At 60.9% G+C, this 25,270-nt stretch carries 21 protein-coding genes; 15 read left to right on the plus strand and 6 right to left on the minus strand.

Going from position 1 to position 25,270, the window contains the following annotated elements; genetic code table 11:
• Positions 1 to 85: 85 nt before the first annotated feature.
• Complete coding sequence (torA, locus tag I6L34_RS15605; RefSeq protein ID WP_216954954.1) at positions 86 to 2,578, minus strand: trimethylamine-N-oxide reductase TorA; 2,493 nt, start codon at positions 2,576 to 2,578, stop codon at positions 86 to 88.
• Positions 2,579 to 2,605: 27 nt separating this feature from the next.
• Positions 2,606 to 3,772 carry a pentaheme c-type cytochrome TorC gene (gene torC, locus I6L34_RS15610; protein WP_005343495.1) on the minus strand — a complete coding sequence of 389 codons (1,167 nt, stop codon included), beginning with the start codon at positions 3,770 to 3,772 and terminating at the stop codon, positions 2,606 to 2,608.
• Positions 3,773 to 3,917: 145 nt separating this feature from the next.
• On the opposite strand from torC, the gene torR reads away from it, so the two are divergent.
• Positions 3,918 to 4,631, plus strand: coding sequence for a two-component system response regulator TorR (torR, locus tag I6L34_RS15615; protein ID WP_042060063.1), 714 nt, complete (start codon positions 3,918 to 3,920; stop codon positions 4,629 to 4,631).
• Positions 4,632 to 4,667: 36 nt separating this feature from the next.
• Here the strand turns inward: torR and I6L34_RS15620 are convergent, their stop codons facing one another.
• Complete coding sequence (locus I6L34_RS15620; RefSeq protein ID WP_005338893.1) at positions 4,668 to 5,072, minus strand: GFA family protein; 405 nt, start codon at positions 5,070 to 5,072, stop codon at positions 4,668 to 4,670.
• A 37-nt stretch (positions 5,073 to 5,109) separates the two neighbouring features.
• Positions 5,110 to 6,156, minus strand: coding sequence for a TMAO reductase system periplasmic protein TorT (gene torT, locus I6L34_RS15625; RefSeq protein ID WP_216954955.1), 1,047 nt, complete (start codon positions 6,154 to 6,156; stop codon positions 5,110 to 5,112).
• 70 nt (positions 6,157 to 6,226) lie between these two features.
• Between torT and torS the strand changes: the two genes are divergently transcribed.
• The gene (gene torS, locus I6L34_RS15630; RefSeq protein ID WP_216954956.1) at positions 6,227 to 9,052 is read left to right on the plus strand and encodes a TMAO reductase system sensor histidine kinase/response regulator TorS; all 2,826 of its coding nucleotides are present in this window, start codon (positions 6,227 to 6,229) and stop codon (positions 9,050 to 9,052) included.
• A 50-nt stretch (positions 9,053 to 9,102) separates the two neighbouring features.
• Here torS and I6L34_RS15635 read toward each other — a convergent pair whose 3' ends face one another.
• Complete coding sequence (locus tag I6L34_RS15635; protein ID WP_019445934.1) at positions 9,103 to 9,387, minus strand: hypothetical protein; 285 nt, start codon at positions 9,385 to 9,387, stop codon at positions 9,103 to 9,105.
• 324 nt (positions 9,388 to 9,711) lie between these two features.
• On the opposite strand from I6L34_RS15635, the gene glyA reads away from it, so the two are divergent.
• The 13 genes from glyA to I6L34_RS15700 all read left to right on the plus strand — a co-directional run bounded on the left by glyA (position 9,712) and on the right by I6L34_RS15700 (position 23,310).
• On the plus strand, positions 9,712 to 10,965 hold the full coding sequence (gene glyA / locus I6L34_RS15640; RefSeq protein WP_005338884.1) for a serine hydroxymethyltransferase: 1,254 nt from the start codon (positions 9,712 to 9,714) through the stop codon (positions 10,963 to 10,965).
• 150 nt (positions 10,966 to 11,115) lie between these two features.
• Positions 11,116 to 11,565, plus strand: a complete 450-nt coding sequence (gene nrdR, locus I6L34_RS15645) for a transcriptional regulator NrdR (RefSeq protein ID WP_005338880.1) — start codon at positions 11,116 to 11,118, stop codon at positions 11,563 to 11,565.
• A gap of 199 nt (positions 11,566 to 11,764) precedes the next feature.
• Positions 11,765 to 12,874 (plus strand): bifunctional diaminohydroxyphosphoribosylaminopyrimidine deaminase/5-amino-6-(5-phosphoribosylamino)uracil reductase RibD, encoded by a 1,110-nt coding sequence (ribD, locus tag I6L34_RS15650; RefSeq protein WP_216954957.1) that lies wholly within the window; start codon positions 11,765 to 11,767, stop codon positions 12,872 to 12,874.
• Between the two features lie 55 nt (positions 12,875 to 12,929).
• Positions 12,930 to 13,583: a riboflavin synthase gene (locus I6L34_RS15655; RefSeq protein WP_075115600.1), complete on the plus strand. Its 654-nt coding sequence runs from the start codon at positions 12,930 to 12,932 to the stop codon at positions 13,581 to 13,583.
• 149 nt (positions 13,584 to 13,732) lie between these two features.
• Positions 13,733 to 14,842: a bifunctional 3,4-dihydroxy-2-butanone-4-phosphate synthase/GTP cyclohydrolase II gene (gene ribBA, locus I6L34_RS15660; protein ID WP_216954958.1), complete on the plus strand. Its 1,110-nt coding sequence runs from the start codon at positions 13,733 to 13,735 to the stop codon at positions 14,840 to 14,842.
• 203 nt (positions 14,843 to 15,045) lie between these two features.
• The gene (gene ribE, locus I6L34_RS15665) at positions 15,046 to 15,516 is read left to right on the plus strand and encodes a 6,7-dimethyl-8-ribityllumazine synthase (RefSeq protein WP_019445931.1); all 471 of its coding nucleotides are present in this window, start codon (positions 15,046 to 15,048) and stop codon (positions 15,514 to 15,516) included.
• A gap of 14 nt (positions 15,517 to 15,530) precedes the next feature.
• A complete protein-coding gene (nusB, locus tag I6L34_RS15670) occupies positions 15,531 to 15,944 on the plus strand; it encodes a transcription antitermination factor NusB (RefSeq protein WP_005343514.1) in 414 nt (137 codons plus the stop codon).
• A gap of 57 nt (positions 15,945 to 16,001) precedes the next feature.
• Entirely contained in the window at positions 16,002 to 16,961 is a 960-nt protein-coding gene (gene thiL / locus I6L34_RS15675; protein ID WP_075115601.1) for a thiamine-phosphate kinase, read from the plus strand.
• A complete protein-coding gene (locus tag I6L34_RS15680; protein ID WP_216954959.1) occupies positions 16,958 to 17,452 on the plus strand; it encodes a phosphatidylglycerophosphatase A in 495 nt (164 codons plus the stop codon). The genes thiL and I6L34_RS15680 overlap by 4 nt, the downstream gene beginning before the upstream one ends.
• 486 nt (positions 17,453 to 17,938) lie before the next feature.
• Positions 17,939 to 19,663 (plus strand): ABC transporter ATP-binding protein, encoded by a 1,725-nt coding sequence (locus tag I6L34_RS15685; RefSeq protein ID WP_005358467.1) that lies wholly within the window; start codon positions 17,939 to 17,941, stop codon positions 19,661 to 19,663.
• 70 nt (positions 19,664 to 19,733) lie between these two features.
• A complete protein-coding gene (locus tag I6L34_RS15690) occupies positions 19,734 to 21,290 on the plus strand; it encodes an ABC transporter substrate-binding protein (protein WP_021230378.1) in 1,557 nt (518 codons plus the stop codon).
• A gap of 99 nt (positions 21,291 to 21,389) precedes the next feature.
• Positions 21,390 to 22,364, plus strand: a complete 975-nt coding sequence (locus I6L34_RS15695) for an ABC transporter permease (RefSeq protein WP_005338853.1) — start codon at positions 21,390 to 21,392, stop codon at positions 22,362 to 22,364.
• Between the two features lie 4 nt (positions 22,365 to 22,368).
• Positions 22,369 to 23,310, plus strand: a complete 942-nt coding sequence (locus tag I6L34_RS15700; RefSeq protein WP_019445927.1) for an ABC transporter permease — start codon at positions 22,369 to 22,371, stop codon at positions 23,308 to 23,310.
• Positions 23,311 to 23,384: 74 nt separating this feature from the next.
• Here the strand turns inward: I6L34_RS15700 and dxs are convergent, their stop codons facing one another.
• Positions 23,385 to 25,253 carry a 1-deoxy-D-xylulose-5-phosphate synthase gene (gene dxs / locus I6L34_RS15705; protein WP_216954960.1) on the minus strand — a complete coding sequence of 623 codons (1,869 nt, stop codon included), beginning with the start codon at positions 25,251 to 25,253 and terminating at the stop codon, positions 23,385 to 23,387.
• Positions 25,254 to 25,270 lie beyond the last annotated feature (17 nt).

Below are 25,270 nucleotides of genomic sequence, written 5' to 3' on the forward strand. Positions count from 1 at the left end.
TGGCAATCGGGAGCCTTGATGGCTCCCGATTCTAACGACTTTAAAAATAAAGGAAACTCAAGGGGTCGCTTTCGTCCCCCCGGGGTCAGAGTGCCGGGAACATGGGGTCGATGCCCTTGGCCGATTCCGGCGCGCCGAAGGCAGTGACGGCAGGTGCCTGCCCGCGGAACTTCTCGATCTCCACCAGCGCGGTATGGGCCGTGGTGGCCTGCGCCAGGCTGGAGGAGCCGATGTCGGCGGTCAGCACGTTGGGATCGCCGTAGGTACAGAGAGTCCCTACCTTGCCACCCTCTTGTGGGCCATACCAGGCTCCTTCCTGAATGCGCACCACGCCGGGGGCGTAGTCATCACTCACCACTAGACCAGCCAATACCTGACCGCGGCCGTTGAACACCCGCACCAGATCGCCGTCTTTGAGGCCGCGGGATTTGGCATCCTGCGGATTCATGTAGACAGGCTCGCGCCCCTGCACCGTGTAGGTGGCGCGGTAGTTGTCGGAGGAGCAGAGCTGGCTGTGCAGCCGCTTGTCCGGGTGGCAGGATTGCAGGTGCAGCGGGTACTGTTTGCTGCCCGGCCCGCCGTGAGAGCGCTCGTAGGGTTCGATCCAGACCGGATGGCCCGGGCAATCCCCATAGCCGTAGTCGGCGATGGTCTTGGAGTAGATCTCGATAAGGCCGGACGGGGTACCCAGTGGCTCCAGATCCGGCTCCTGACGGAACGACTCGTGGCGCACCCAGGGTTGGCCCGCCGGGAAGGTGACGAAGCCTTCGCCGTGCCAGAACTGGCTGAAACGGGGCAGTCGAATGCCGATGCCGCGACTCTGCAGGCGGGCATCGTCATAGATGCTCTGGATCCACTCCAGCTTGCTCTTGCCACCGGTGAACTCGGCCTCGCGACCGAATCGACGGCAGAGATCGGCGAAGATGTCGTAGTCATCGCGCGCCTCGAACAGCGGCTCCACCACCTTGTACATGGCCAGAATGCCCGCGTTGGAGTGGGAGCCCCACTGCTCGATGTCGTCCCGCTCATAAGTGGTGGTGGCGGGTAGCACGATATCGGCGAAACGGCAGCTGGCCGTCCACTGGTGATCGATGCTGACCACGGTTTCCAGCTTGCGCCAGGCCGCGACCATCTTGTTGCGATCCTGCTGGTGGTGGAACGGGTTGTTGCCGCAGAACACCGCCATCTTCATGTGGGGGTAGGTGATGGTCTGGCCGTTGAAGGCGATCTGCTTGCCCGGATTGAGGATGCAGTCGACGAAACGGGCCACCGGAATGTATTTGGAGTAGCCCTTCCAGTCGCCGTCATGGAGTGGTTTAACGCCGGGGATGACCGAACTGAAACCTGACATAATGGGGCCGCTGGAGGTGATGGTGCCCGCCCCGTTGTAGTGCCAGCCAAAGCCGTAACCGCCACCTGGTAGGCCGATCTGGCCAAGCATGGAGGCCAGAACCACCAGCATCCAGGCGTACTGTTCGCCGTGGTGCATGCGCTGCACACACCAGCCGCCGATAAGCTGGGTACGGCCGCTGCTCATGGCGCGGGCCAGCTCGCGGATGGTCTCGGCAGGGACGCCACAGATGGCGGCGGCCCACTCGGCATCCTTCACCTGACCATCGCTGGTGCCCAGCAGGTAGGGCAGGAACTTGTCAAAGCCGGTGGTGTAGTTCTTCAGGAACGCTTCGTCGTGGCGCTTCTCGCTGTAGAGGGTGTGGGCGATGCCCAGCATCAGCGGTACGTCGGTCTGCGGATTCAGGGTCACCTGATCGCAATTGAGGTACTTCTGGGTCTTGGATTTGACCGGGTCGACACTGATCACCCTGATCTCACCCTTGGCCACCTTCTCTTTCAGCTGTGCCCAGTAGTCGTAGACGCTGTGATCCGGCACCAGCCAGCCCACCTGCAGGTTTTTGATGGGATCGGAGCCCCAGATAACGATGGTCTTGCTGTGTTCCAGCACCAGCGGCCAGGAGGTCTGCTGCTCATACACCTCCATTGCGCCCGCCACGTGGGGCAGGATCACCTGGGCGGCACCGGTGGAGTAGTCACCAGCCTTGGCCAGATAGGTGCCGTGCAGGTTCATGGCGCGCCCCAGCATGGCACCAGCGGAGTGCAGTTTGCCCACAGACTGCCAGCCGGAGTGACCGGCATAGAGAGCGCTCGGGCCATAGGTCTTCTGCACCCGCTCCAGCTCGTGATAGAAGAAGTCCAGCGCCTGAGACCAGGTCACCCGCACGAAGCGGTTCTGGCCGCGTTCGCTGGTGTTGGACTGGTGCCCCTTGCGCAGCCAGTCCAGCCGCACCATGGGGTAGCGGATACGGGAGGGGTTGTAGACCACTTCACTCAAGGCCTTGAGCATGTCGGTGGGGTGCTTGTCGTGCTCGAACGGCAGGGTCTCGACCCAGCGGCCATTGACTACCCGGGCACGGAAGGCGCCCCAGTGGGAGCCGGACTGCACCAGCTTGTCGCCGGACTCGGCGGCCATCACGGCGCGACCGAGCAGGGAGGGGCCGATCAGGGCAGAGGCACCGCTGGCCAGCAAGCCACCCAGAAAACCACGACGGGAAATATTGATCATCTTGTTATTCCTCTTTCGAATCCGGAGTTAGTGGCTGCCCTGACCACCGGTATCGGCGGCATGGTTTTGCAGGTATTTGAGCAGGGTGCGCTCCTCTTCCTTGCTCAGGCGATAGTAGGCAGACATTGCCTTGAGCCCCGAGATCCAGCCGTTGGCAGTGAAGTGAGCGGGATCCGGCGCGCCGTGGCAGGAGTTGCAGGTGGATTTGTACATCTCGCCGGCGTAATCCCAGATCGGTTTGAGCGAGGACTCAAAGCCCTTGCCATCGACCCAGGCCTGCACCTGAACCTGTTCCCACTTGATATGGGTGGCGCTGTCGGTCTCCTGTTTGAGCACTTTCTCGCTCGCTTTCAGTTCGTCACGGATGGTGGCGACGAAGACCCGCTTGCCCATGTATTCGCTCAGCACCCGGCCCTTGCCGTCGCTCTCGCGCCACCCTTCGATGGTCACCTTGAGGCGATCGCCGCTGCGGTCCACCACGTCGATACGGGAGGCGGGCAGCAGTTTGCCGACCGGGTCGGTGCTCTGTTCGCTGGCATAGAGATCTTTTTCACCCAGGTTGTAGAGGGTCTCGGCGGCTGGCGCCTCTTGCGCGTCGTTGACCAGAGTGGCGTAAGTGGCCCGGAAGCCCCCCGCCATGTTGGGCAGTTCGTGGGCGATGCCCTTGTGGCACTCGATGCAGTTCATGTTCTTCGCCGCCGCATCTTTCATCGCCAGCGCTGCCGCCGGGGACTGCTTGGCGTGATCCATGTTGTCGTAGCTGTGGCAGGACTTGCAGGTCTTGGAGTTCTGGCTGCTCATCCGTGCCCACACCTTCTCGGCCAGATGCAGGCGCCGGTCCTCGAACTTCTCCTGGGTGTCGATGCTGTGGCCTATGTACTCCTGATAGAGGTCGTTGGCCGCCTCCATCTTGCGGGCCACCTTGCCGACGAAATCCTTCGGCTGATGACAGTCGGTACAGACCGCCTGTACCCCTGAGGCATTCTTGAAGTGGATGGACTCCTTGTACTCCGGATAGACGGTGTCTTTCATGGAGTGGCAGGAGATACAGAATTCGAGGCTGCTGGTTTTCTCAAAGCCATAGTGCAGGCCGACGGTGCCCGCTAGGGTGACGCCGACGCCCACCAGAAGCAGCGCCAGTACCGACCAGCGACGGCTGGGGGTGCGCAGGAAGTGCCACAGTTTTTTCATCATGCTCTCTCACATCACTTTTTTGATGGGAGCCATGATAGCGAGGCGTTGTGAACAGGGCTGCCGCCACAAATTAATGAAATAGGGGTATTTATGACAAAATGTGAATAGAATAATCCTCCCTTGTCGACCATCGTGAACCCTGCCCATGAGCTACCACATTCTGGTTGTTGAAGATGATGCGGTTACCCGCGAGAAGCTGACCGGCTATTTCGAGCGGGAGGGCTATCGGGTGACGGCGGTCGAAAATGGCCAGGAGATGCGCGCCGTGCTGGCGGAACAAACGGTCGATCTGGTGATGCTGGATATCAACCTGCCGGGGGAAGATGGTCTGCTGCTGACCCGTGAACTGCGGGCGCGCAGCACGGTGGGGATCATTCTGGTTACTGGCCGCAGCGATGCGGTGGACCGGATTGTCGGCCTCGAGATGGGGGCCGACGACTATGTCACCAAGCCATTCGAGCTCAGGGAACTGCTGGTGCGGGTCAAGAATCTGCTGTGGCGGATCTCGCTGGCGGCCGCCGCGCCGAGCGCGCCTGCGGTGGCTGACGATGCGGTGCGCTTTGGCCCATGGCGTTTTGATATTCCCCGCCGTCAGCTCAGCAAGGACGGGGTGCCGGTTCGTCTGACCAAGGCCGAATATGAAGTGCTGGTGGCCTTTGTCGCCCATGCCGGGCGAGTGCTCAGTCGGGAGCGGATCCTGACCCTTATCAGCCATCGCGGTGATGGCCCGAGCGATCGCACCATAGATGTGTTGATCCGGCGGCTGCGCGGCAAGATGGAAGCGGATCCACGGGATCCCCAGCTGTTTGTCACCGTCCATGGTGAAGGCTATCTGTTTGCCGGCGAGATAGCCTCCTGACCCCGTTGCGGCGGCCTTGACCTGTTTGACCGGGTATCAGACCGGCGGGCGGGTATCAAATTGCGGGCAGTCGTCGCCAATCTGGTGCCAGGGCGCCTTGGAGCCGACAAAGATGTGAAACGCGGGCCGCTGGCTCGGCACATCGTCCAGTACCCCGAGGCGCAGGTTGATCTTGCCGCTGCTGCTCTTCTGGCTGAACAGGCTGGAGCCGCAGTGACGACAGAAGGCCAGGGTGGTCTCTGCCGATTTGCGGTAGCGGCCGATGGCCTCTTCTCCCTTCACTATGGTGACCTTGTTGCCATCCAGTCCGCCGACCGAGGCGTAATCTCCCCCTGAAAACTTGCGGCATTCGCTGCAGTGGCAGTTCCCCATATAGTCGAACTGATCCGGCAGGGTCAGGGCGACGGCGCCGCACAGGCAGCTGGCATGTAACTCTTTCATCTCTTCTCCTTGAGTGTGCTAATCGGATTTGGAACGGCTATTCGACCCGATAGACGGGGCGAAAAGCGCCATCCGAGAGGGAATCGGCGGGGTCGGCCAGCGGCGCAGAGAGCGTCAGAATGGGTGGCCCCATCACCCGCGGGCACTGCTCGGCATTGGCATCAGGGTGTTGCAGCAGGCAGACCGCCTGAGCGACCGCAAGGCGCCCCTGCAGCCGCATCTGATCGCTGTTGGCGGCCAGGATCTTGCCCCGGCGCAGGCCCCGCTGTACCCCATGGCTGAAGTAGGTGCTCAGCACCTGGGGCCTGTCTAGATGGCGCTGCGCCAGCTCGTTGACCGCCACTTCGGCGGCGATGGCCCCTCCCACCAGATAGTCGAGGTCGGGATAGCGGGCCAGCGTCTGCTGCACCAGCGTGCGCTGGATTTCCCGGCTGTTGTCGCCGCGCTCGGTGGTGACCAGCTTGATGGCGCTCCCCTTGATGGCATCGGCAAAGCCCGGCTCGACGAAGTTATTGCCGCCGCTTGCCTGCGGGCCGGGGAAGAGGGCGACCGAGACCGGCTTGCTGCCGGCGGGGTGACGCTGCGCCAGCCAGTGGCCGATTTGCCAGCCCATCTGGTACCAGGAGACCCCCACCTTGGCCTGCACCAGACCGCTGGGCAGATCATTGACCAGACCAAAGACCGGCAGCGGCGTGACCTTGATGGCCTCGCGCAAGCCCTGATAGCTCACTGCGCCGAGCAAGATGGCGTCGCTCCCTTCCTGCACGCAACGCTGCAACTGCTGGCGCTGCTCGGCGAGGGCGCCGTAGCCCCCCGCTTCGTGGATCTGCAGCTTGACTCCCAGCCGCGTCGCCTCGTCCACCATGCCCTGATTGACCGAAAGCCAGTAGGCGTCGCGCAGATGGGGGTAGAGGGCACAGAGGGTCAGCGGTTTGGTTGCCGCAGCGGGTTCCTGCCACTGCTGGCGCAGCGGCTGGCCGCTGAATTCGCCGCCGGGCCAGATATCGACCGCAAAGGCGAGGGCGGCGCGGGGAAGCAGAAGCAACCAGATCAGCAACAACGGGGAGAGATAGACGCTTCGCATGGTCAGGGGTTTTGTTAAAGTGTTGGGCCATATTATCCGGTCAAAGCCGACCACAACCAAGGGACTTCCCGTGAGAATCTTTTCCGGCCTGGGTGGCAAGTTGCTGCTGGCCTTCTCCCTGATGGCGTTGCTGACCCTGAGTGCCTCCCTGCTGGGCTGGGTGGGGCTTAGCCATCTGCGCCAGCTGGAGCAAGGGGTGCAGCAGACCTTGGCCGATCAGGAGCTGGCCCGCACGCTCTCTCGTCTCAGCGGCGAGATCCAGAGCGCGTCGCGACTGCTGGCCACCGCGACCAGCGAGCAGGAGCGGGAGCATCAGGGGCGCTTGCTCACTCTGCAGGGGCAACAGCTGCAGCAGGTGTTGGCGCAACTTGGTCGTGGGCAGGGTTCAACAAGCCTCGATCAGCTCAGTCAGAGCATCATCGGCAATCTGGGTCAGCAGGGCTGGCTGGTGGGGGAAAGATTGACCCTAATGGCGCAGGGGGAGGCACAGCGGGCCCGTCTGGTGGCGGCGGCTGGGCAGATCGCCGAGCTGGCGCGCAGTCAGATGGAGAACGCCGAAACCGTGATGGTGGCGGGATTGGGTTCCCTCTACCAACAGCAAGGTGCGCAGGCGACCCGGACGCTGGATCGCCTGCTGGAGCAGGATCTCGACTGGCTGGAGCAGATGACCGAGCTGCGTCATCGCACCCTGATGCAGCAGCAGCGCATCGAGGAGATGTGGCGCAGCGAACAGCAGACGCAACTGCAAACGCTGCTGCACGATGGGCAACGGGAGCTGGCCATTTTGCAGTTGCGGGCCGGGGCGGTGACCGATCCGGTTCGCCGTCAGGCGGTGGAGCAGGCGCTGATCGTGCTGGCGCAGAGCGACAAACTGGTGCAACTGCGCAGCGACTGGCTCGGCAAGGGGGAGGCGCTGCGGGTGCTGGCCAGCGCCAATGAGGCCCTGATGAGCAACCTCAACCAGCAGGTCGGTGAGCTGGTCAGCCGTGCCCGCGATTCGCTGGGACAGAGCCAGCAGGCGCTAAGCCAGCGTCTCAGGCTGCTGGAGCAGGCGTTGATGGGCATTGGCCTGCTCACCCTGTTACTGCTGATGCTGCTGATGTGGCGCATGGTCTACGGCCGGATCGTCTGGCCGCTGCAACGGGCGGTGGCGGGGATGAGCCGGTTGGCGCGCGGGGATCTGGCCCCCCTTGAGCCGATCGCTGGGGCGGGCCGTGATGAGCTGGCGGAGTTGGGGCGGGCCCTGCAGGTGTTTCGTGACAATGCGGTTGAGCTGGGCCGCTATCAGCGCGAGCTGGAGTCGCGGGTCGAGGAGCGCACCGGCCAGCTCAGCCACGCCAACGAGCGGCTCAATGAGGAGGTGGAGAAGCAGCGGCAAGCCCGCGCCGAGGCCGAACAGGCCAACCGCGCCAAGTCGGTGTTTCTCGCCACCATGAGCCACGAGATCCGCACTCCGATGAACGGCATTCTGGGTGGCCTGACGCTGCTGGAAGATACCCACCTGAGCGATACCCAGCAGCGCTATCTGGCCGCCATCGAGCACAGCGGCGAATCCCTGCTGGAGATCCTCAACGACATTCTCGACTACTCCAAGATAGAGGCGGGCCATGTGGAGGCGCGCCGCGAACCCTTCCCCCTGTTCCAGCTGGTGGATGAGCTCAGCGCGTTGTTCCGGCCAAAGGCAGAGGCCAAGGGGGTCACCCTGGCGCTGGAATATGCGCCCGAGCTGGCGCCTGTGGTCGAGGGGGATCTGGGCAAACTGCGGCAGGTGCTCGGCAACTTGCTCGGCAATGCAGTCAAGTTTACCGCCCGTGGCCAGATTACCCTGACGGTGGCGCCTCTTGCCTGCCAAGGCCCTTGCGCCGAGCCCTGCATCCGCTTCGTGGTGCGCGATACCGGCCCCGGCATTCCGGCCGATGAGCAGGAGGCGGTGTTCGAGGCGTTTCGCCAGCGCAAGCGTGATATAGGCCATCAGGGCGGCACCGGGCTGGGACTGGCGATCAGCCGCAAGCTGGTGACTGCCATGGGGGGCGAGCTGAACCTTGTCAGCGAACCGGGCAAGGGGTGTGAATTCAGCTTCAGCCTGCCCTTGCAACGCTCGAGCGCCCAACTGCCTGCCGAGGCGCAACCGCTGCACCTTGGCCAGTCCCGTGACATCCTGCTGGTGGAGGATAACGAGATCAATCGGCTGGTGGCGCACGGCATGCTGACCCGCCTCGGCCATCGCGTCACCCTGGCAGAGGATGGTCGCAGTGCGCTGGCGCTGGTGACCGAGCGTCCCTTCGAGCTGGCGCTGCTCGATATCAATCTGCCCGATATGGACGGTATGACCCTGCGCGAGGATCTGGCCGCCATCAGTGAGGAGATGCATGAGCGGCCGCTGCCCGCCATCGCCATCTCGGCCCAGATGTATCCGGAGGATATCCGCCACTGCCTTGCCGCCGGGTTTGTCGATTTTGTCGGCAAGCCGGTGCGGCTGGCGGTGCTGGCGAACGCCATAGATCAACTATTTCGGCAAGAAGGGGCCTCTATCGAGCCGCGGGGGCAGTTATCAGTAGCCGTGCCCTCAACTAACCAGCCTGAGTGGGCCAATCCGGTGCTGGATGCCGATCTGCCCCTGCTCGGCATGGCGCGGATCCGCCAGCTGGTCGCGCTGTTTGAGTCGCAAGGGCGGGTGTTGCTGGATAAGTTGGCTCAGGGTGAGGGGAGTGAGCAACGTCAGCTGGCGCACAAGCTCAAGGGGAGTGCGCTGGCGCTGGGGTTGACCGAATTTGCCAACCACTGTGCGGCTCTTGAGGCGGGAGGCGGGGAGCCTGCGGCAATCGGGGCGCAATTTGACGCGGCGGTGAGCGGGTTGCAGCAGTGGCTGGCGGCCAACAGGGATGCGCCGTTCTGATCCCTGCTGGCGATGCACAACGTTTAGGGAGGGGGCCAGTTCCTGCGCTGTTATTCTATTTCGCGAAACAGCACCTGCTTGCACTTGGCGCAGACCCATTCCCGGCGAAAATCGGTCAGGTGCACCATGCCAACCTCCAGCAACTCGTGGTGGCCGCAGTGATAACAGAAGATGATGTCGCCATCGACTGATTCAGGGTGGGCCGCCAGATATTCGGCTTTGGTGGGGAGTTGCTCCCACGAGGTGGTGGGGACATGCTTGCGTTGGCTGGTGTAGTAGACCCAGTAGAACAGAAAAAAGACAGCCAGGATCACGAATGTCAGCAGATGGTCCATCTTGAACTCCTCCGGTTAGGTGCAGCCCCTCGGATGCATGGCTGCAATTAGCTCCATCATTATTAAATTTGTTTCGAATGAGTATGTTACAGGATGGATAAAGAGGGCGTTGTGATCCCCTTCGGGTTTTGCCCGCCCGCGGCGGGATGAAAAATGTGCCGTTTGGCGGGGCGGCCAGGGTATTGAACGGGGAGGGAATCTTGCTTTTTACAACATAAATTCAACATTTTTTTAGGTGGTTGGACTGTCTCTTTGATCCAGCTCACGTTACAATGCCCGCGCCCACTTCACTTAACGCGCAAACGATTTTCAGGAGAGAAACGGATGTTGAAACGTGACATGACCATCGCCAATTATGATCCGCAATTGTGGCAGGCCATCACAGACGAAACCCGTCGTCAGGAAGAGCATATCGAGCTGATTGCGTCTGAGAACTACACCAGCCCCCGTGTCATGGAAGCTCAGGGCTCCCAGCTGACCAACAAGTACGCCGAAGGTTACCCCTCCAAGCGTTACTACGGTGGTTGCGAGTATGTGGATGTGGTCGAAACCCTGGCCATCGAGCGCGCCAAAGAGCTGTTCGGTGCCACTTACGCCAACGTGCAGCCGCACTCCGGCTCCCAGGCCAACAGCGCCGTTTACATGGCTCTGCTGCAGCCGGGCGACACCGTGCTGGGCATGAACCTGGCCCACGGCGGTCACCTGACCCACGGCTCTCCGGTCAACTTCTCCGGCAAGCTTTACAACATCGTGCCTTACGGTATCGATGAGTCCGGCAAGATCGACTACGACGACATGGAGCGTCAGGCTGTCGAGCACAAGCCGAAGATGATGATCGGTGGCTTCTCCGCCTACTCCGGCATCGTCGACTGGGCCCGTATGCGCGAAATCGCCGACAAGGTCGGTGCCTACCTGTTCGTCGACATGGCCCACGTGGCGGGTCTGATTGCCGCTGGCGTCTACCCGAACCCGGTTCCCCACGCTCACGTGGTCACCTCCACCACTCACAAGACCCTGGCCGGTCCGCGCGGTGGTCTGATCCTCTCCGCCGCTGACGACGAGGAGCTCTACAAGAAGCTCAACTCTGCCGTCTTCCCGGGTGGTCAGGGTGGTCCGCTGATGCACGTCATCGCCGGTAAAGCCGTTGCCTTCAAAGAGGCGCTGGAGCCGGAGTTCAAGACCTATCAGGCTCAGGTCGTGAAAAACGCCAAGGCGATGGCCGCTACCTTCATCGAGCGCGGTTACAAGATCGTCTCCGGCGGTACCGACAACCATCTGATGCTGGTTGACCTGATCGGCCGCGAGCTGACCGGTAAGGATGCTGACGCCGCACTGGGCAAAGCCAACATCACCGTCAACAAGAACTCCGTGCCCAACGACCCGCGCTCCCCGTTCGTCACCTCCGGTGTGCGGATCGGTACCCCGGCCATCACCCGCCGCGGTTTCAAGGAAGCAGAGTCCATCGAGCTGACCCACTGGATCTGCGACGTACTGGACAACCACGACAACGATGCAGTGCTAGCCACCGTGCGTGAGAAGGTGCTGGATATCTGCCGCCGCTTCCCGGTTTATGGCTGATAAGCCAGACCGTTCGGTTTGAGACCAATGCCACCTGCGGGTGGCATTGTTTTTTCTGGCTTTTACCGGTTTTGGATGGCCGTGCTACACTGGCCGACCTAGATCCTGGCCCGCCGGGCCGGTCCCTGTTCCATTAACGCCGGAGGTCCGATGCATTGCCCATTCTGTAGTGCGGTTGATACCAAGGTGATCGATTCCCGCTTGGTGGCAGAAGGCCATCAGGTGCGCCGCCGTCGTGAGTGTCTGCTCTGTCACGAGCGTTTTACCACCTTCGAGATGGCCGAGCTGGTGATGCCCCGCGTCATCAAGTCCAACGGTTCCCGCGAGCCGTTCAACGAAGACAAGCTGCGCGCCGGCATCCTGCGGGCGCTGGAGAAGCGGCCGGTGAGCATGGAGGCCATCGAAAAGGCGGTCAACCATATCAAATCCCGCCTGCGTGCCACCGGTGAGCGCGAAGTCGCCTCCGAGCTGGTAGGCAATCTGGTGATGGATGAGCTCAAGAGTCTGGACAAGGTGGCCTATATTCGCTTTGCCTCCGTCTATCGCAGCTTCGAAGATATTCGCGAGTTCGGTGAAGAGATCGCCAAATTGGAGAAATGATGGTATCGGATGGGCAAGTGGATATCCGCTTCGCCCCTCTCTACCTCAGGACACGAAGATATTCGCGAGTTCGGCGAAGAGATTGCCAAGCTGGAGAAGTAAACCGCCATTCTTACCCATGTTGCCGCGTCCGATTACTCTGCGCTAATCGAACCTACGATACTGCGTAAAGCCGAGATGTGTTGTCAAAGGAGCCCGGATGTTTAGTCAAGATGATTACCAATGGATGAGTCGGGCCCTCGAACTGGCCCGCCGCGGCCGCTACACCACGGCCCCCAACCCCTGCGTCGGTGCCGTGCTGGTCAAAGATGGTGTGGTGGTTGGCGAAGGGTGGCATCAGAAAGCGGGCGAACCCCATGCCGAGGTCTACGCCCTGCGCGCCGCCGGTGACAACGCCCGCGGCGCCACCGCCTATGTAACCCTCGAACCCTGCTCCCACCACGGTCGTACTCCCCCCTGCGCCGAAGCGCTGATCAACGCCGGTGTGGCCCGGGTGGTGGCGGCTATGGTCGATCCCAATCCCCAGGTGGGCGGGCGCGGCCTGCGGATGCTCTCCGAAGCGGGGATCAAGACCGATTTCGGCCTGCTGGCGAGTGAAGCCGAAGCGCTCAACCCGGGCTTTTTCAAGCGGATGCGTACCGCCTTCCCGCGTGTGACCGTCAAGCTGGGGGCCAGCCTCGATGGCCGCACCGCCATGGCGAGCGGCGAGAGCCAGTGGATCACCTCCCCGGATGCGCGCCGTGACGTGCAACGGCTGCGGGCCCGCCACGATGCGGTGCTCTCCAGCTCCGAAACCGTGCTGGCCGATGGCGCTTCCCTGACCGTGCGCTGGGACGAGCTGCCCCCCTCGGTCAAGGCGAGTTATCCCAAAGAGACCCTGCGCCAGCCGCTGCGAGTCATCGTCGATTCGCAAAACCGCCTCACACCCGACTTGCCGCTGTTCCAGAGCGAGAGTCCGGTGCTGCTGGCCCGTCATAAGGCGTCCGGCGAGTGGCCCGCATGGGTGCAGCAGTTGGAGCTGCCGCTGCTGGATGGCAAGCTGGATCTGGTCAGCCTCTTCATGCTGCTGGCCAAGCAGAACGTCAATTCGGTACTGGTCGAGGCGGGGCCGCGGCTGTGCGGCGCTCTGCTGGAAAAAGGGCTGGTGGATGAGCTGGTGCTCTATCAGGCGCCCAAACTGATGGGTGACGAGGGGCGTGGCCTGTTCCATCTGCCCGGCCTGACCCGGCTGTTCCAGGCGCCCAAGCTCGCCATCAAGGATGTGCGCATGGTGGGGCCTGATATTCGCATTACCGCCAAAATAGCCTGATCTTTCAATGTTCAAGGGGGCATCTGCTGCCCCCGTCATCAGCAAGGTGATCTGCATGTTTACCGGAATTATCGAAGCGGTGGGGACCCTGGCCGAACTGCGCCGTCAGGGGGAGGACATGGCCCTCACCGTGCACGCCCCGGGCCTGGATTTTAGCGACGTCAAACTGGGCGACTCCATCGCTACCAACGGCGTCTGCCTCACCGTGGTGGCGCTGGGCGACAAGAGCTATACCGCCGATGTGTCGCTGGAAACCCTCTCCCGTACCGGCTTTGCCGCCGCCAGAGTGGGCGATCGGGTCAATCTCGAGAAGGCGCTGATGCCCACCTCCCGCCTCGGCGGCCATCTGGTCTCCGGCCACGTGGACGGGGTAGGGGAGGTGAAAAGCGTCTCCAGCAGCGGCCGCGCCATCGAGTACTGGATCAAGGCGCCGGGGGAACTCTCCCGCTACATCGCCGAGAAGGGCTCCATTGCGGTGGATGGCATCAGCTTGACCGTCAACGCGGTGCAGGGCGACCTTTTCCGCTTGACGATCGTGCCCCATACCGCGCAGGAGACCACCATCGCCAGCTGGAAGCCGGGCCACAAGGTCAACCTCGAGGTGGATCAGATCGCCCGCTATCTGGAGCGGCTGATGATGGGGAAAAGTCAGGAGAGCAGCGCCTCGACCCTGACCATCGAGACGCTGGCCAAGGCCGGTTTTCTCTGACGGTGTGCGCTAAATCTGGCCACCAAAACGATTTTCTGTGATCCCGCTCTGATTGAAATGGAGCCGCTAGCCCCAATCTAGAGCAACATACACTCGCATTTGCGTTGAGCCTGTAGGCTCAACCCCCAAGCACACTGATGGAGTAGCCCATGGCGCTGAGCACAACCCAGGAAATCATTGCCGATATCAAGGCTGGCAAGATGGTGATCCTGATGGATGACGAAGACAGGGAGAACGAAGGGGACCTCATCATGGCCGCCTCCTGCGTCCGTGCGGAGGATATCAACTTCATGGCCCGCTACGGCCGTGGCCTCATCTGCCTGACCCTGACCCGGGATCGCTGCAAGCAATTGGCGCTGCCGCTGATGGTGGATCGCAACAATGCCCAGTTCTCCACCGCCTTTACCGTCTCCATCGAGGCGGCAGAAGGGGTGACCACTGGTATCTCAGCCGCCGATCGTGCGGTGACCGTGCAGGCCGCTGTGGCGCCCAATGCCAAGGCGGCCGATCTGGTGCAGCCGGGCCACATCTTCCCGCTGATGGCGCAGGATGGCGGCGTGCTGACCCGTGCCGGTCACACCGAAGCGGGCTGCGATCTGGCCCGTCTGGCCGGTTTCGAGGCGGCCGCCGTCATCGTCGAGATCCTCAACGAAGATGGCACCATGGCGCGCCGCCCGGATCTGGAGGTGTTCGCCGAGGAGCACGGCATCAAGCTTGGCACCATCGCCGACCTTATCGAGTACCGCAACCAGCACGAGACCACGGTCGAGAAGGTGGCCGAGTGCAAGTTGCCCACCGAGTTTGGCGAGTTCGACCTCATCACCTTCCGCGATACCATCGACAATCAGGTTCACTTCGCCCTGAAAAAGGGTGAGGTGCTGGCCGACCAGCCGACCCTGGTGCGCGTCCATCTGCACGATGTGCTGAGCGATCTGCTGCTGACCGACCGCCACGCCGCCCGCAGCTGGCCGCTGCCCAAATCCATGGCCCGCATCGCTGACGAAGGCGGGGTGCTGGTGATTTTGGGGGCGGAATCCCACGGCGCCGAGCTGCTGGCCCGGGTCAAGGGTTTTGAAGCCGCCGACAAGGGACTGGCACCGGAAGGAGCCAAGTGGCAGGGCACCTCGCGCCGGGTTGGCGTGGGCTCCCAGATCCTCAAGGCGCTCGGCGTGAGCAAGATGCGTCTGCTGAGCTCGCCGAAGAAGTACCATGCCCTCGGTGGTTTCGGTCTGGAAGTGGTTGAGTACGTCGGCGAGTAAAGCTCCACCAGAGAAGTACCATCCCCTTCCGGGCGGTTTCGGTCTGGAAGTCGTGGAATTTACCGGCGAGCAAGTGCGCCGGACTGGTTACATCGCGATCATGGCCGTCTATTGCGGCCATGGTTTTTGTCGTGGGTCTGTTGTGCTAGAATGTGCGCACTTTTGACTCCGGCCCTTTTGATTGCACAGATACAGGATTTCCAATGAAGGTTATCGAAGGAAATATCGCCGCTCCTGAGGCGCGCATTGCTATTGTTGTTGCCCGTTTCAACAGCTTCATCAACGACAGTCTGGTGAACGGCGCGGTGGACGTACTGAAGCGTCAAGGTCAAGTGCAGGACAGCAACCTGACACTGGTAAAAGTGCCGGGCGCGGTTGAAATGCCATTGGTCATCAAGAAGCTGGCCAAGAGTGGTCAATACGACGCCATCGTGGCGGTCGGTACTGTCATCCGTGGCGGCACCTACCACTTCGACCTGGTGGCAAACGAGAACAGCAAGGGCATGGCCCAGGTAATGATGGAATATGAAATTCCCGTTGCCTTCGGTGTGCTGACCACTGAAAACATTGAACAAGCCATCGAGCGTGCAGGTACCAAGGCGGGTAACAAGGGTGCAGAGGCTGCACTGGCAGCGCTCGAAATGATCAACGTCCTGAAAGAACTGGACGTGTAACGAGGAGAAGTACATTGAAACCGTCTGAGCGCCGTAAAGCCCGCCATTGCGCCACCCAGGCCATCTACCAGTGGCAGATGACCAAGGCTAACGTGGGTGACATCGAAGAGCAGTTCAAGATCGATCAGGACACCAAGGGTGTAGACCTGAACTATTTCCGCGATCTGCTGTTCGGGGTAGCCCTCCACTGCAGCGAGCTGGACAAGGTGTTTGCACCTTTCCTCTCCCGTCCGCTGGAAGAAGTGGACATGGTGGACAAGGCGATCCTGCGTCTGGCGACCTACGAGCTGACCCGTCGTGATGATGTACCGCCGCGCGTGGTCATCAACGAAGCGATCGAGCTGGCCAAAGCTTTTGCTGCCGATGACAGCCACAAGTTTGTCAACGGTGTACTGGACAAGGTGATCAAGTCGCTGAACAAGCGTTGATCCTGCTGTCCGTCAGCATCTAAGAGAGGAGCCAGCTTATTGCTGGCTTTTTACTGTATGGGTGAATTTGAGCTGATTGATAAGTACTTCAAGGTCCCCCACGCCCGCAAGGATGTGGTGATGGGCCCCGGAGATGACTGTGCCCTGCTGACCCTGCCCCCCGATACCCAGCTGGCGGTGAGCACCGACACTCTGGTGAGCGGCGTACACTTCTTTCCCGACATGGATCCGGTGGATCTCGGCTACAAGGCGCTGGCGGTCAATCTCTCCGATCTCGCCGCCATGGGGGCCGAGCCGCGCTGGGTGTCGCTGGCACTGACCCTGCCTGCCATCAACGAAGGCTGGGTCGCCGGTTTTGCCGAAGGGTTCCTGGAGCTGGCCGAGTATTACAATGTGGCGCTGGTGGGCGGGGATATGACCCGCGGGCCGCTCTCCATCACCATCTCGGTGAAGGGGTCGGTGCCTGCCGGTCGCGCCCTGATGCGCAGCGGCGCCAAAGCCGGTGACGGCATCTATGTGACCGGCACTCTGGGTGATGCAGCGCTGGCGCTCTCTCACCTGCTGGGCAAACGCACCCTCAACGAGAACCAGCTGGCCGCCGTGCTGCCACGGCTCGACCACCCCCATCCCCGCATTCTGGCCGGTCAGGCGCTGCGCGGGCTGGCGGGCAGTGCGCTGGATCTATCCGATGGTCTGGCATCGGATCTCGGCCATATCCTCAAGGCCTCCGGCGTGCGGGCCCAGATCGATCTCGATCTGCTACCGCGCTCGCCGGTGCTGCAGGATGCGGTGAGCGAGCAGGAGGCGTGGCAACTGGCGTTGGCCGGTGGCGATGACTACGAGCTCTGCTTCACCGTACCGGAGGAGCACCGCGGCGCGCTCGATACGGCGTTGGCCCACAGCGGGGTCAAGTTCAGCCGCATCGGCCGCATCGTGGCGGGCGAGCCGGGCATCGACTATCTGCGTGGCGACCAAGCGGTCGAGCTGCAACTGAAAGGGTGGGATCACTTCGCATGAGTTTGTTCAGGATAAAGCCCGAGCTGACACGACTGGATCTGAAAAATCCGCTTCACTTTTTGGCGGTGGGGTTTGGTTCCGGTCTCAGCCCCAAGGCGCCGGGCACCATGGGCACCCTGGCGGCCATTCCGCTCTATCTGCTGGTGAGCGGGCTGCCGACCCACTGGTTTATCGTCTTGCTGGCGGTGGGTTTTGTCGTGGGGATCCGTATCTGCCAGAGCGCCACCGATGCCATCGGCATGCCGGATCACGGTGCCATCGTCTGGGACGAGGTGATCGGCTTTGGCGTCACCATGATCGCAGCGCCAGCCAGCTGGGAGTGGGTGGTGGCGGGCTTCGCGCTGTTCCGGTTGTTTGATGTGCTCAAGCCCTGGCCCATCTCCTGGTTTGATCGCCGGATCCACGGTGGTCTGGGCATCATGCTGGACGATCTGATCGCCGGCCTGTTCGCCCTGCTTTGTATGCAATTACTGGCATTCTGGCTCGGTTGAGAGCCATCTTCCGGGGGATGACCGTTCTGGCATCCCCCGATTTATATCTGCTTAATTTTCATTCATCGGCATATGCTGCCGTTTATCATCCATTTCACATAAATATTCACTACTCATTCGGGGCTCGTGATTGTTTTGGAAATAGTGATAAATGCTGCTTGTTGCGTTGTTGTTGAAATTAAAGTAATGATACCAATAGAAGTACGGACGCACCGGCCATTTGTGTGATTAAAATCATCATTTATCTCTGCCGAATTGATGATTATCTGCACAAAACATTGCGGAATTGTATAACTCAATCATTTACACCTGTGGTCAAACCGTCTAAGTTACTCGCGGGTTATTCCAAAAAAATGCAAAAAACCCGCCCGGATCGCTGGTTTAACTGCTACATGGATTGAGCATTAATTGCCCTGAGTAGCACCGGCATCTGCGGCTGATTTACGGACGAATTATTTGGGACGGATGTCCCCCGCAGAGGTAAACATGTCCTTGCTCGAAGTAAAGAACTTGCGGATCGAGTACCCCTCCCGCTACGGGGTGCTGGCCGCGGTGAAGGATCTCTCTTTCTCTATCGAAAAGGGTGAGATTGTCGGGGTGGTCGGTGAATCCGGCGCCGGCAAGTCCACCATCGGCAACGCCGTTATCGATCTCCTGAGCCCGCCGGGTCGCATCGCCCGTGGCGATATCTATCTCAATGGCGAGCTCATCTCTGGCAAGAGCCAGAACGAGATGCGGGCCATCCGTGGCTCCCGTATCGGGTTCATCTTCCAGGACCCCATGACCTCCCTCAACCCGCTGTTCACCGTTGAGCATCAGCTGGTGGAGACCATTCTGGCCAATACTGACCTCTCTCGCGAGGCCGCTTTTGCCAAGGCGCTGGAGCTGATGGGGGCGGTGGGTATTCCGCAGCCGGAGCTGCGCATCAAACAGTATCCGCACCAGTTCTCCGGTGGCATGCGTCAGCGGGTGGTTATCGCCATCGCGCTCTCCTGCGATCCGGAGCTGATCATCGCCGACGAGCCGACCACGGCGCTCGACGTCTCCATTCAGGATCAGATCCTCCAGCTTATCCGCGCCCTCTGCAAAGAGCGTCAGGTGGGCTGCATGCTGGTGACCCACGACATGGGCGTGGTCTCCAACGTTACCGACAAGGTGGCGGTGATGTATCGCGGCGATCTGGTGGAGTTCGGCCTGACCGAACAGGTGCTGGGCAGCCCCAATCACCCCTATACCCGCAGCCTCATCTCGGCGGTCCCCCGCTCCGATGTGAAGCTGGTGCGCTTCCCGCTGGTCTCCTATATCGAGGATGCCAGTGCGCCGGATACCAATATCGACCTCAAGACCCACTGGCTCGGCCAGAGTCAGGACGAGCGTGCCTATGAAGGGGCGCTGCTGCGGGTGGAGAACGTCGATCTGAAGTTCGTCACCAAGGACTCCATCTTCCCGAGCCGTCGCCAATATGTGCGCGCCTGCAACAACATCAGCTTCGAGATCTTCGAAGGGGAGACCTTCGGTCTGGTGGGGGAGTCCGGCTCCGGCAAATCGACCATTGCCCGCGCCATCACCGGCCTCTATCCGCCTGATACCGGCAAGATTTTCTTCGAGGGGATCGATCTGACCGCCCTCAAGAGCGAGCGCGAGCGTCGCCCGCTGCGCCGCCAGATGCAGATGGTGTTCCAGAACCCCTATTCGTCGATGAACCCGCGGATGAAGGTGCGCGACATCATTGCCGAGCCGATCCGCTTCCATCAGCTGGCGAGCAGCGAGAGCCAGATTGAGGGGATTGTCGGCGATCTGCTGGATCATGTGGGTCTCGGTCGTGGTGCCGGGGTCAAGTATCCCCACGAGTTCTCCGGCGGTCAGCGCCAGCGTATCTCCATTGCCCGCGCCCTGGCCACTCGCCCGCGCTTCCTTATCTGCGACGAGCCGACCTCGGCACTGGATGTGTCGGTGCAGGCCCAGATCCTCAACCTGCTCAAGGATCTGCAGCAGGAGCTCAAGCTCACCATGCTGTTTATCAGCCACGATCTGCCGGTGATCCGCCAGATGTGCGACCGCATCGGGGTGATGCAGCACGGCCATTTGGTGGAAGTGGCCGAGACCGAGAAACTCTTTACCAATGCCGAGCATGAGTACAGCCGCAAGCTGATCTCCCTCATGCCGGAGTTCAAGGGAATGTCCCGCGAGGGGCTGGAAATCGCAAGCTAGGAGAGCGCCGGTGCGCCGGTCTGCTTGTCAAAAAAAGTGTCATAAGAAAGCCAAAAGCATGGAGAACAAGATGAAGAAAGGATTGTCCAAGATTGCCCTGGCGCTGTTTGCCGCCGGTTTCGCCTTCAGTGTCTCAGCCGCTGATATCAAGGTGGGTGTCGCTTCTGACGCCACTTCGCTGGATCCGCAGGAGCAGCTCTCCGGTCAGACCCTGGAGATGTCGCACCTGGTATTCGATCCCCTGATGCGTTACACCCAGGACTTGCAGTTTGAGCCCCGTCTGGCCGAGAAGTTCGAGCGTGTCGATGACAAGACTGTCCGCTTCCACCTGCGCAAAGGGGTCAAGTTCCACTCCGGTAACGACTTCACCGCAGACGACGTGGTGTGGACCGTCAACCGCCTGAAATCCTCCGTCGACTTCAAGGCGATCTTCGATCCCATCAGCGAAGTGAAGAAGGTCGATGACTACACCGTGGATCTCGTCACCGCCAAGCCGTTCCCGCTGGTGCTGCAGACCGTCACCTACATCTTCCCGATGGACTCCAAGTTCTACACCGGCAAGACCGAAGCGGGCAAAGACAAGGCCGAGATCGTCAAAAACGGCGACTCCTATGCCTCTACCCACGTCTCCGGTACTGGCCCGTTCACCGTCAAGTTCCGCGAGCAGGGTGTGAAGCTGGATTATGCCCGCAACGCCAACTACTGGGACAAGGCCTCCAAGGGTAACGTTGAGAACCTGACCGTGGTGCCCATCAAGGAAGATGCGACCCGTGTTGCAGCCCTGCTGGGTGGCGACGTGGACATGATCTATCCGGTTGCGCCGAACGATCTGGAGCGCGTGAAGAATGGCAAGGACTCCCAGCTGGTTACCCTGTCCGGTACCCGCGCCATCATCATCGAGCTGAACCAGAACACCAACCCGGCGCTGAAAGACAAGCGTGTACGTCAGGCGATCAACTACGCCATCAACCAGGTGGGTATCGTCGAGAAGATCAACAAGGGCTTCGGTACCCCTGCTGGTCAGCTGAGCCCGAAAGGCTATGCCGGTCACAACGAGGCGCTGGTGCCCCAGTATGACCTGGCCAAGGCCAAGGAGCTGATGAAAGAGGCCGGTTACGAGAAAGGCTTCAAGATGACCTTCATCTCCCCGGCTGCCCGCTACGTCAACGACGTCAAGATTGCCCAGGCTGTCTCCGCCATGCTGGCCAAGATCAACATCAAGGTGGATCTGAAGACCATGCCGGTGGCACAGTACTGGCCCGAGTTTGACAAGTGCGCCGCGGACATGCAGCTGATCGGCTGGCACTCCGACACTGAAGATACCGCGAACTTCTTCGAGTTCCTGACCTTCACCAAGGATGCCAAGACCGGTATGGGTCAGTACAACTGCGCCGGTTACGCCAACGCGGAAGCTGACAAGCTGGTGATGGATGCCAACGCCGAGACCGATCCTGCCAAGCGTGCCGAGATGCTGAAGAAGGTCGAAGCCATGCTGATCGAAGATGCTGCCTACGTGCCGTTGCACTGGGAAGATCTGGCCTATGGCGCCAAGAAGAACGTCGACATCAAGCCGGTGGTCAACGTGATGAACTTCCCTTACCTGGGTGACCTGGTGGTCAGCAAGTAAGAGAACGTCGCAAGGAAGGACGGGGCGGGGTGGTCAGCTGGCCACTCCGCCCACTAACAGAAGCCTGTGCCACGACACAGGCCACGTAGAAGGACAAGCATGTTTACATTCCTGCTGAAACGGTTCTATCAGGCCGTGATAGTGATGTTCGTCATCAGCCTGGTCGCCTTCTCCATCCAGGACAACCTGGGTGACCCGTTGCGCGAGCTGGTGGGACAATCCGTCTCCGAAGCCCAGCGTCACGAGTTGCGCGAGAAGATGGGCCTTAACGATCCCTTCCTCATCAAATACAGCCGCTTTTTGAAAAATGCGGTGCATGGGGATTTGGGCACCTCCTATTTCTTCAAGCGACCTGCTCTCGAGGTGATCCTCGACAAGTTGGTGGCTACCCTTGAGCTGGTGTTTGCTGCCGCGCTCATCATCGTGGTGGTCTCCATTCCACTCGGTGTCTATTCGGCGATCCGCCCGCGCAGCATTCCCACCAAGATCATCATGGCGGGGAGCAGTATCGGTATCTCGATCCCGGTATTTTTGACCGCCATCATGCTGATGTACCTCTTCTCCATCCAGCTGGGCTGGCTGCCAGCCTATGGCCGCGGCGAGACTCGCAACCTGCTGGGCTGGGAGTCGGGCTTCTTCACCTGGGATGGTATCAAGCACCTGATCCTGCCGGCGGTGTCCCTCTCTTCCATCATGCTGCCGCTGTTTATCCGGCTGGTGCGCTCCGAGATGCTGGAGCAGCTCTCCTCCGAGTACGTCAAGTTCGCCCGCGCCAAGGGGCTGGACAACAACAAGGTCTACTACAGCCACGCTCTTAAAAACACCATGCTGCCGGTCATTACCGTTGGCGGGGTGCAGATCGGCACCATGGTGGCCTACACCATTCTGACCGAGAGCGTGTTCCAGTGGCCGGGCACCGGTTTCCTGTTCCTCGAGGCGATCCACCGGGTCGATACTCCGCTGATCACCGCCTACGTCATCTTCGTGGGACTGATCTTCGTGGTGACCAACACTCTTGTCGACCTGCTCTACGGGTTGATCAACCCGACCGTTAACCTGACTGCCAAGGGGTAAGCGCATGACTAATGCTGTAACTGCAAGCCCAAGCCGTTGGGCACGTTTCAAGAACTCTGACATCGTCTACTACTTCCTGCGGGACAAGGTAGCCATGTTCAGCTTTGCGGTGTTCGTGGTATTTGTGCTGGCGGCGCTGTTGGCGCCCTGGCTCGCCCCGCACAACGTCTATGACCAGACCAGTTTTGATCTGATGGATGCCGAGTTGCCCCCCTCCTGGCTCGAAGGCGGCGAGGAGCGTTTCTGGCTCGGAACCGACAACCAGGGGCGGGATATCTGGAGTACCATTCTCTATGGTGCCCGTATCTCCCTCACCATCGGCCTGTTTGCGGTGGCGCTGCAGCTGGTGCTTGGTATTGTCATCGGTCTGATTGCCGGCTACTTTGGTGGTCGTATCGACAACCTGTTGATGCGTTTTGCCGACGTGCAGCTGTCGTTCTCCACCATGATGGTGGCAATCATCATCTCCGCCATCTTTCAGGCAACCTTTGGCTCCGAGTTTTACTCGAAGTTTGCCATCATGATGCTGGTTGTGATCATCGGTATCGCCGAGTGGCCGCAGTATGCCCGTACCGTGCGCGCCTCTGTGCTGGCGGAGAAGAAGAAGGAGTATGTGGAAGCGGCCAAGGTGATGGGGTTCCGTGCCCCGCGCATCATGTTCCGCCACATTTTGCCCAACTGCCTGTCGCCGATCCTGGTTATCTCCACCGTGCAGGTGGCCAACGCCATCATGAGCGAGGCGGCACTCTCCTTCCTCGGGCTGGGAATGCCGGTTGATCAGCCCTCGCTCGGTTCGCTTATCAGCGTCGGCTTCAACTACATCTTCTCCGGCTCCTGGTGGATCACCGCCTTCCCGGGCATCTGTCTGGTGGTGCTGGTGCTGGTCATCAACCTGCTGGGTGACTGGCTGCGGGATGTGTTTAACCCGAAGATTTACAAGGGTTAACTCCGGTCAGAAGTAAAGATACAAGAAGGGCGCCATCAGGCGCCCTTCTTGTATCTTCTTTAACTAGCAGCAGGTCAGGCTTGCAGCCAGCTTTCGATACTGCGCTGGATGCCTGTATCGTCCAGACCGAGCAGGGCATAGATCTCCTGCTGGGTACCCTGTTCCACGAAGCGATCCGGCAGGCCGAGGTTGAGCACCGGCTTGCACTGTTTGCTGCGCATCAGCAGTTCGTTCACCGCTGAACCGGCGCCGCCCATGATGGCGTTGTCTTCGATGGTGACGAAGTGATCGTGGCTGGCCGCCAGTGATAGCACCAGTGACTCATCCATCGGTTTGACGAAGCGCATGTCCACCAGAGTGGCATCCAGTGCCTCTGCGGCCGCTTTCGCGTGGTGCAGCAGAGTACCAAAGGCCAGAATAGCTGTACCTTTGCCCTCTCGCAGGATACGCCCCTTGCCAAGCTCCAGCGCCTGCATCTCTGACGAGATGGGAGCATCGCTCAGGCTGCTGCCACGGGGGTAGCGCACCGCGGCAGGCCCCTGATGGAGATAGCCGGTATAGAGCATCTGGCGGCACTCGTTCTCGTCAGATGGCGTCATCACCACCATGTTGGGCACGGTGCGCAGGAAGCTGATGTCGAACGCCCCCTGATGGGTCGGGCCATCGGCGCCCACCAGACCGGCCCGGTCGATGGCGAATAGCACCGGCAGATCTTGCAGCGCTACGTCGTGGATCACCTGATCGTAGGCGCGCTGCAGGAAGCTCGAATAGATGGCGACCACCGGCTTCTTGTCGGCGATGGCAAGACCCGCGGCGAAAGTGACCGCATGCTGCTCGGCAATCGCCACATCGAAGTAGCGATCCGGATATTGCTGGCTGAATTTTACCAGCCCCGAGCCTTCGCGCATGGCGGGGGTGATGCCGACCAGCTTCTCGTCTTTGGCCGCCATGTCGCACAGCCACTGGCCAAAGATGGCGGAGAAGGTGGGTTTGGCACCGCTCGCCTTGGGCAGGGAGCAATCGTCAGGATTGAACTTGGGCACGGCGTGATAACCGATGGGGTCTTTCTCCGCCGGCTCGTAACCCTTGCCCTTCTTGGTCTTGACGTGCAGCAGCTGCGGGCCCTTGAGGTTGCGCATGTTGCGCAGGGTCTCGACCAGCGCCTCGATATCGTGACCGTCGATGGGGCCGATATAGTTGAAGCCGAACTCCTCGAACAGGGTGCCGGGCACCACCATTCCCTTGAGGTGCTCTTCGGCCCGCTTGGCCAGCTCCTTGACCGGCGGCAGACCGGCCAGCACCTTCTTGCCGCCTTCGCGGATGGTGGTGTAGAGCTTGCCGGACATGACCCGGGCCAGATGGTTGTTGAGCGCGCCGACATTCTCGGAGATGGACATCTCGTTGTCGTTGAGGATCACCAGCATGTCTTTATGGACATCGCCGGCGTGGTTGAGCGCTTCAAAGGCCATCCCTGCGGTAATGGCACCATCACCGATCACTGCAACGACCTTGCGACCCAGCCCTTCGCTCTCGGCGGCGACGGCCATGCCAAGCGCCGCACCGATGGAGGTGCTGGAGTGGCCGACGGAGAGCACGTCGTACTCGCTTTCGCCGCGCCAGGGGAAGGGGTGCAGGCCATCCTTCTGCCGGATGGTATGGATCTGATCACGGCGCCCGGTCAGGATCTTGTGGGGATAGGCCTGATGGCCCACGTCCCAGATCAGCCGATCGAACGGGGTGTTGTAGACGTAGTGCAGGGCCACGGTCAGTTCGACCGTACCGAGACCGGAGGCAAAGTGTCCGCTGGAGCGGCTGACAGAGCGCAGCAGATATTCGCGCAGCTCGTTGCACAGCACCGGCAGCCGATCTTTGGGCAAGGAACGCAGCTCGACCGGAGTGTCCGCGAGGGCCAGGTTGGGGAAATTGCTAATATCAACGCTCATATTGTTACTGTTATCCA

Source organism: Aeromonas sp. FDAARGOS 1404, from assembly GCF_019047085.1.
Taxonomy (GTDB): Bacteria; Pseudomonadota; Gammaproteobacteria; order Enterobacterales; family Aeromonadaceae; genus Aeromonas; species Aeromonas veronii.

Excerpts from the sequence above, each read along its gene's own strand:
- torA (WP_216954954.1), bottom strand. The coding sequence starts at position 2,578 with ATGATCAATATTTCCCGTCGTGGTTTTCTGGGTGGCTTGCTGGCCAGC.
- torC (WP_005343495.1), bottom strand. The coding sequence starts at position 3,772 with ATGATGAAAAAACTGTGGCACTTCCTGCGCACCCCCAGCCGTCGCTGG.
- torR (WP_042060063.1), top strand. The coding sequence starts at position 3,918 with ATGAGCTACCACATTCTGGTTGTTGAAGATGATGCGGTTACCCGCGAG.
- I6L34_RS15620 (WP_005338893.1), bottom strand. The coding sequence starts at position 5,072 with ATGAAAGAGTTACATGCCAGCTGCCTGTGCGGCGCCGTCGCCCTGACC.
- torT (WP_216954955.1), bottom strand. The coding sequence starts at position 6,156 with ATGCGAAGCGTCTATCTCTCCCCGTTGTTGCTGATCTGGTTGCTTCTG.
- I6L34_RS15635 (WP_019445934.1), bottom strand. The coding sequence starts at position 9,387 with ATGGACCATCTGCTGACATTCGTGATCCTGGCTGTCTTTTTTCTGTTC.
- glyA (WP_005338884.1), top strand. The coding sequence starts at position 9,712 with ATGTTGAAACGTGACATGACCATCGCCAATTATGATCCGCAATTGTGG.
- nrdR (WP_005338880.1), top strand. The coding sequence starts at position 11,116 with ATGCATTGCCCATTCTGTAGTGCGGTTGATACCAAGGTGATCGATTCC.
- ribD (WP_216954957.1), top strand. The coding sequence starts at position 11,765 with ATGTTTAGTCAAGATGATTACCAATGGATGAGTCGGGCCCTCGAACTG.
- I6L34_RS15655 (WP_075115600.1), top strand. The coding sequence starts at position 12,930 with ATGTTTACCGGAATTATCGAAGCGGTGGGGACCCTGGCCGAACTGCGC.
- ribBA (WP_216954958.1), top strand. The coding sequence starts at position 13,733 with ATGGCGCTGAGCACAACCCAGGAAATCATTGCCGATATCAAGGCTGGC.
- ribE (WP_019445931.1), top strand. The coding sequence starts at position 15,046 with ATGAAGGTTATCGAAGGAAATATCGCCGCTCCTGAGGCGCGCATTGCT.
- thiL (WP_075115601.1), top strand. The coding sequence starts at position 16,002 with ATGGGTGAATTTGAGCTGATTGATAAGTACTTCAAGGTCCCCCACGCC.
- I6L34_RS15680 (WP_216954959.1), top strand. The coding sequence starts at position 16,958 with ATGAGTTTGTTCAGGATAAAGCCCGAGCTGACACGACTGGATCTGAAA.
- I6L34_RS15685 (WP_005358467.1), top strand. The coding sequence starts at position 17,939 with ATGTCCTTGCTCGAAGTAAAGAACTTGCGGATCGAGTACCCCTCCCGC.
- I6L34_RS15690 (WP_021230378.1), top strand. The coding sequence starts at position 19,734 with ATGAAGAAAGGATTGTCCAAGATTGCCCTGGCGCTGTTTGCCGCCGGT.
- I6L34_RS15695 (WP_005338853.1), top strand. The coding sequence starts at position 21,390 with ATGTTTACATTCCTGCTGAAACGGTTCTATCAGGCCGTGATAGTGATG.
- I6L34_RS15700 (WP_019445927.1), top strand. The coding sequence starts at position 22,369 with ATGACTAATGCTGTAACTGCAAGCCCAAGCCGTTGGGCACGTTTCAAG.
- dxs (WP_216954960.1), bottom strand. The coding sequence starts at position 25,253 with ATGAGCGTTGATATTAGCAATTTCCCCAACCTGGCCCTCGCGGACACT.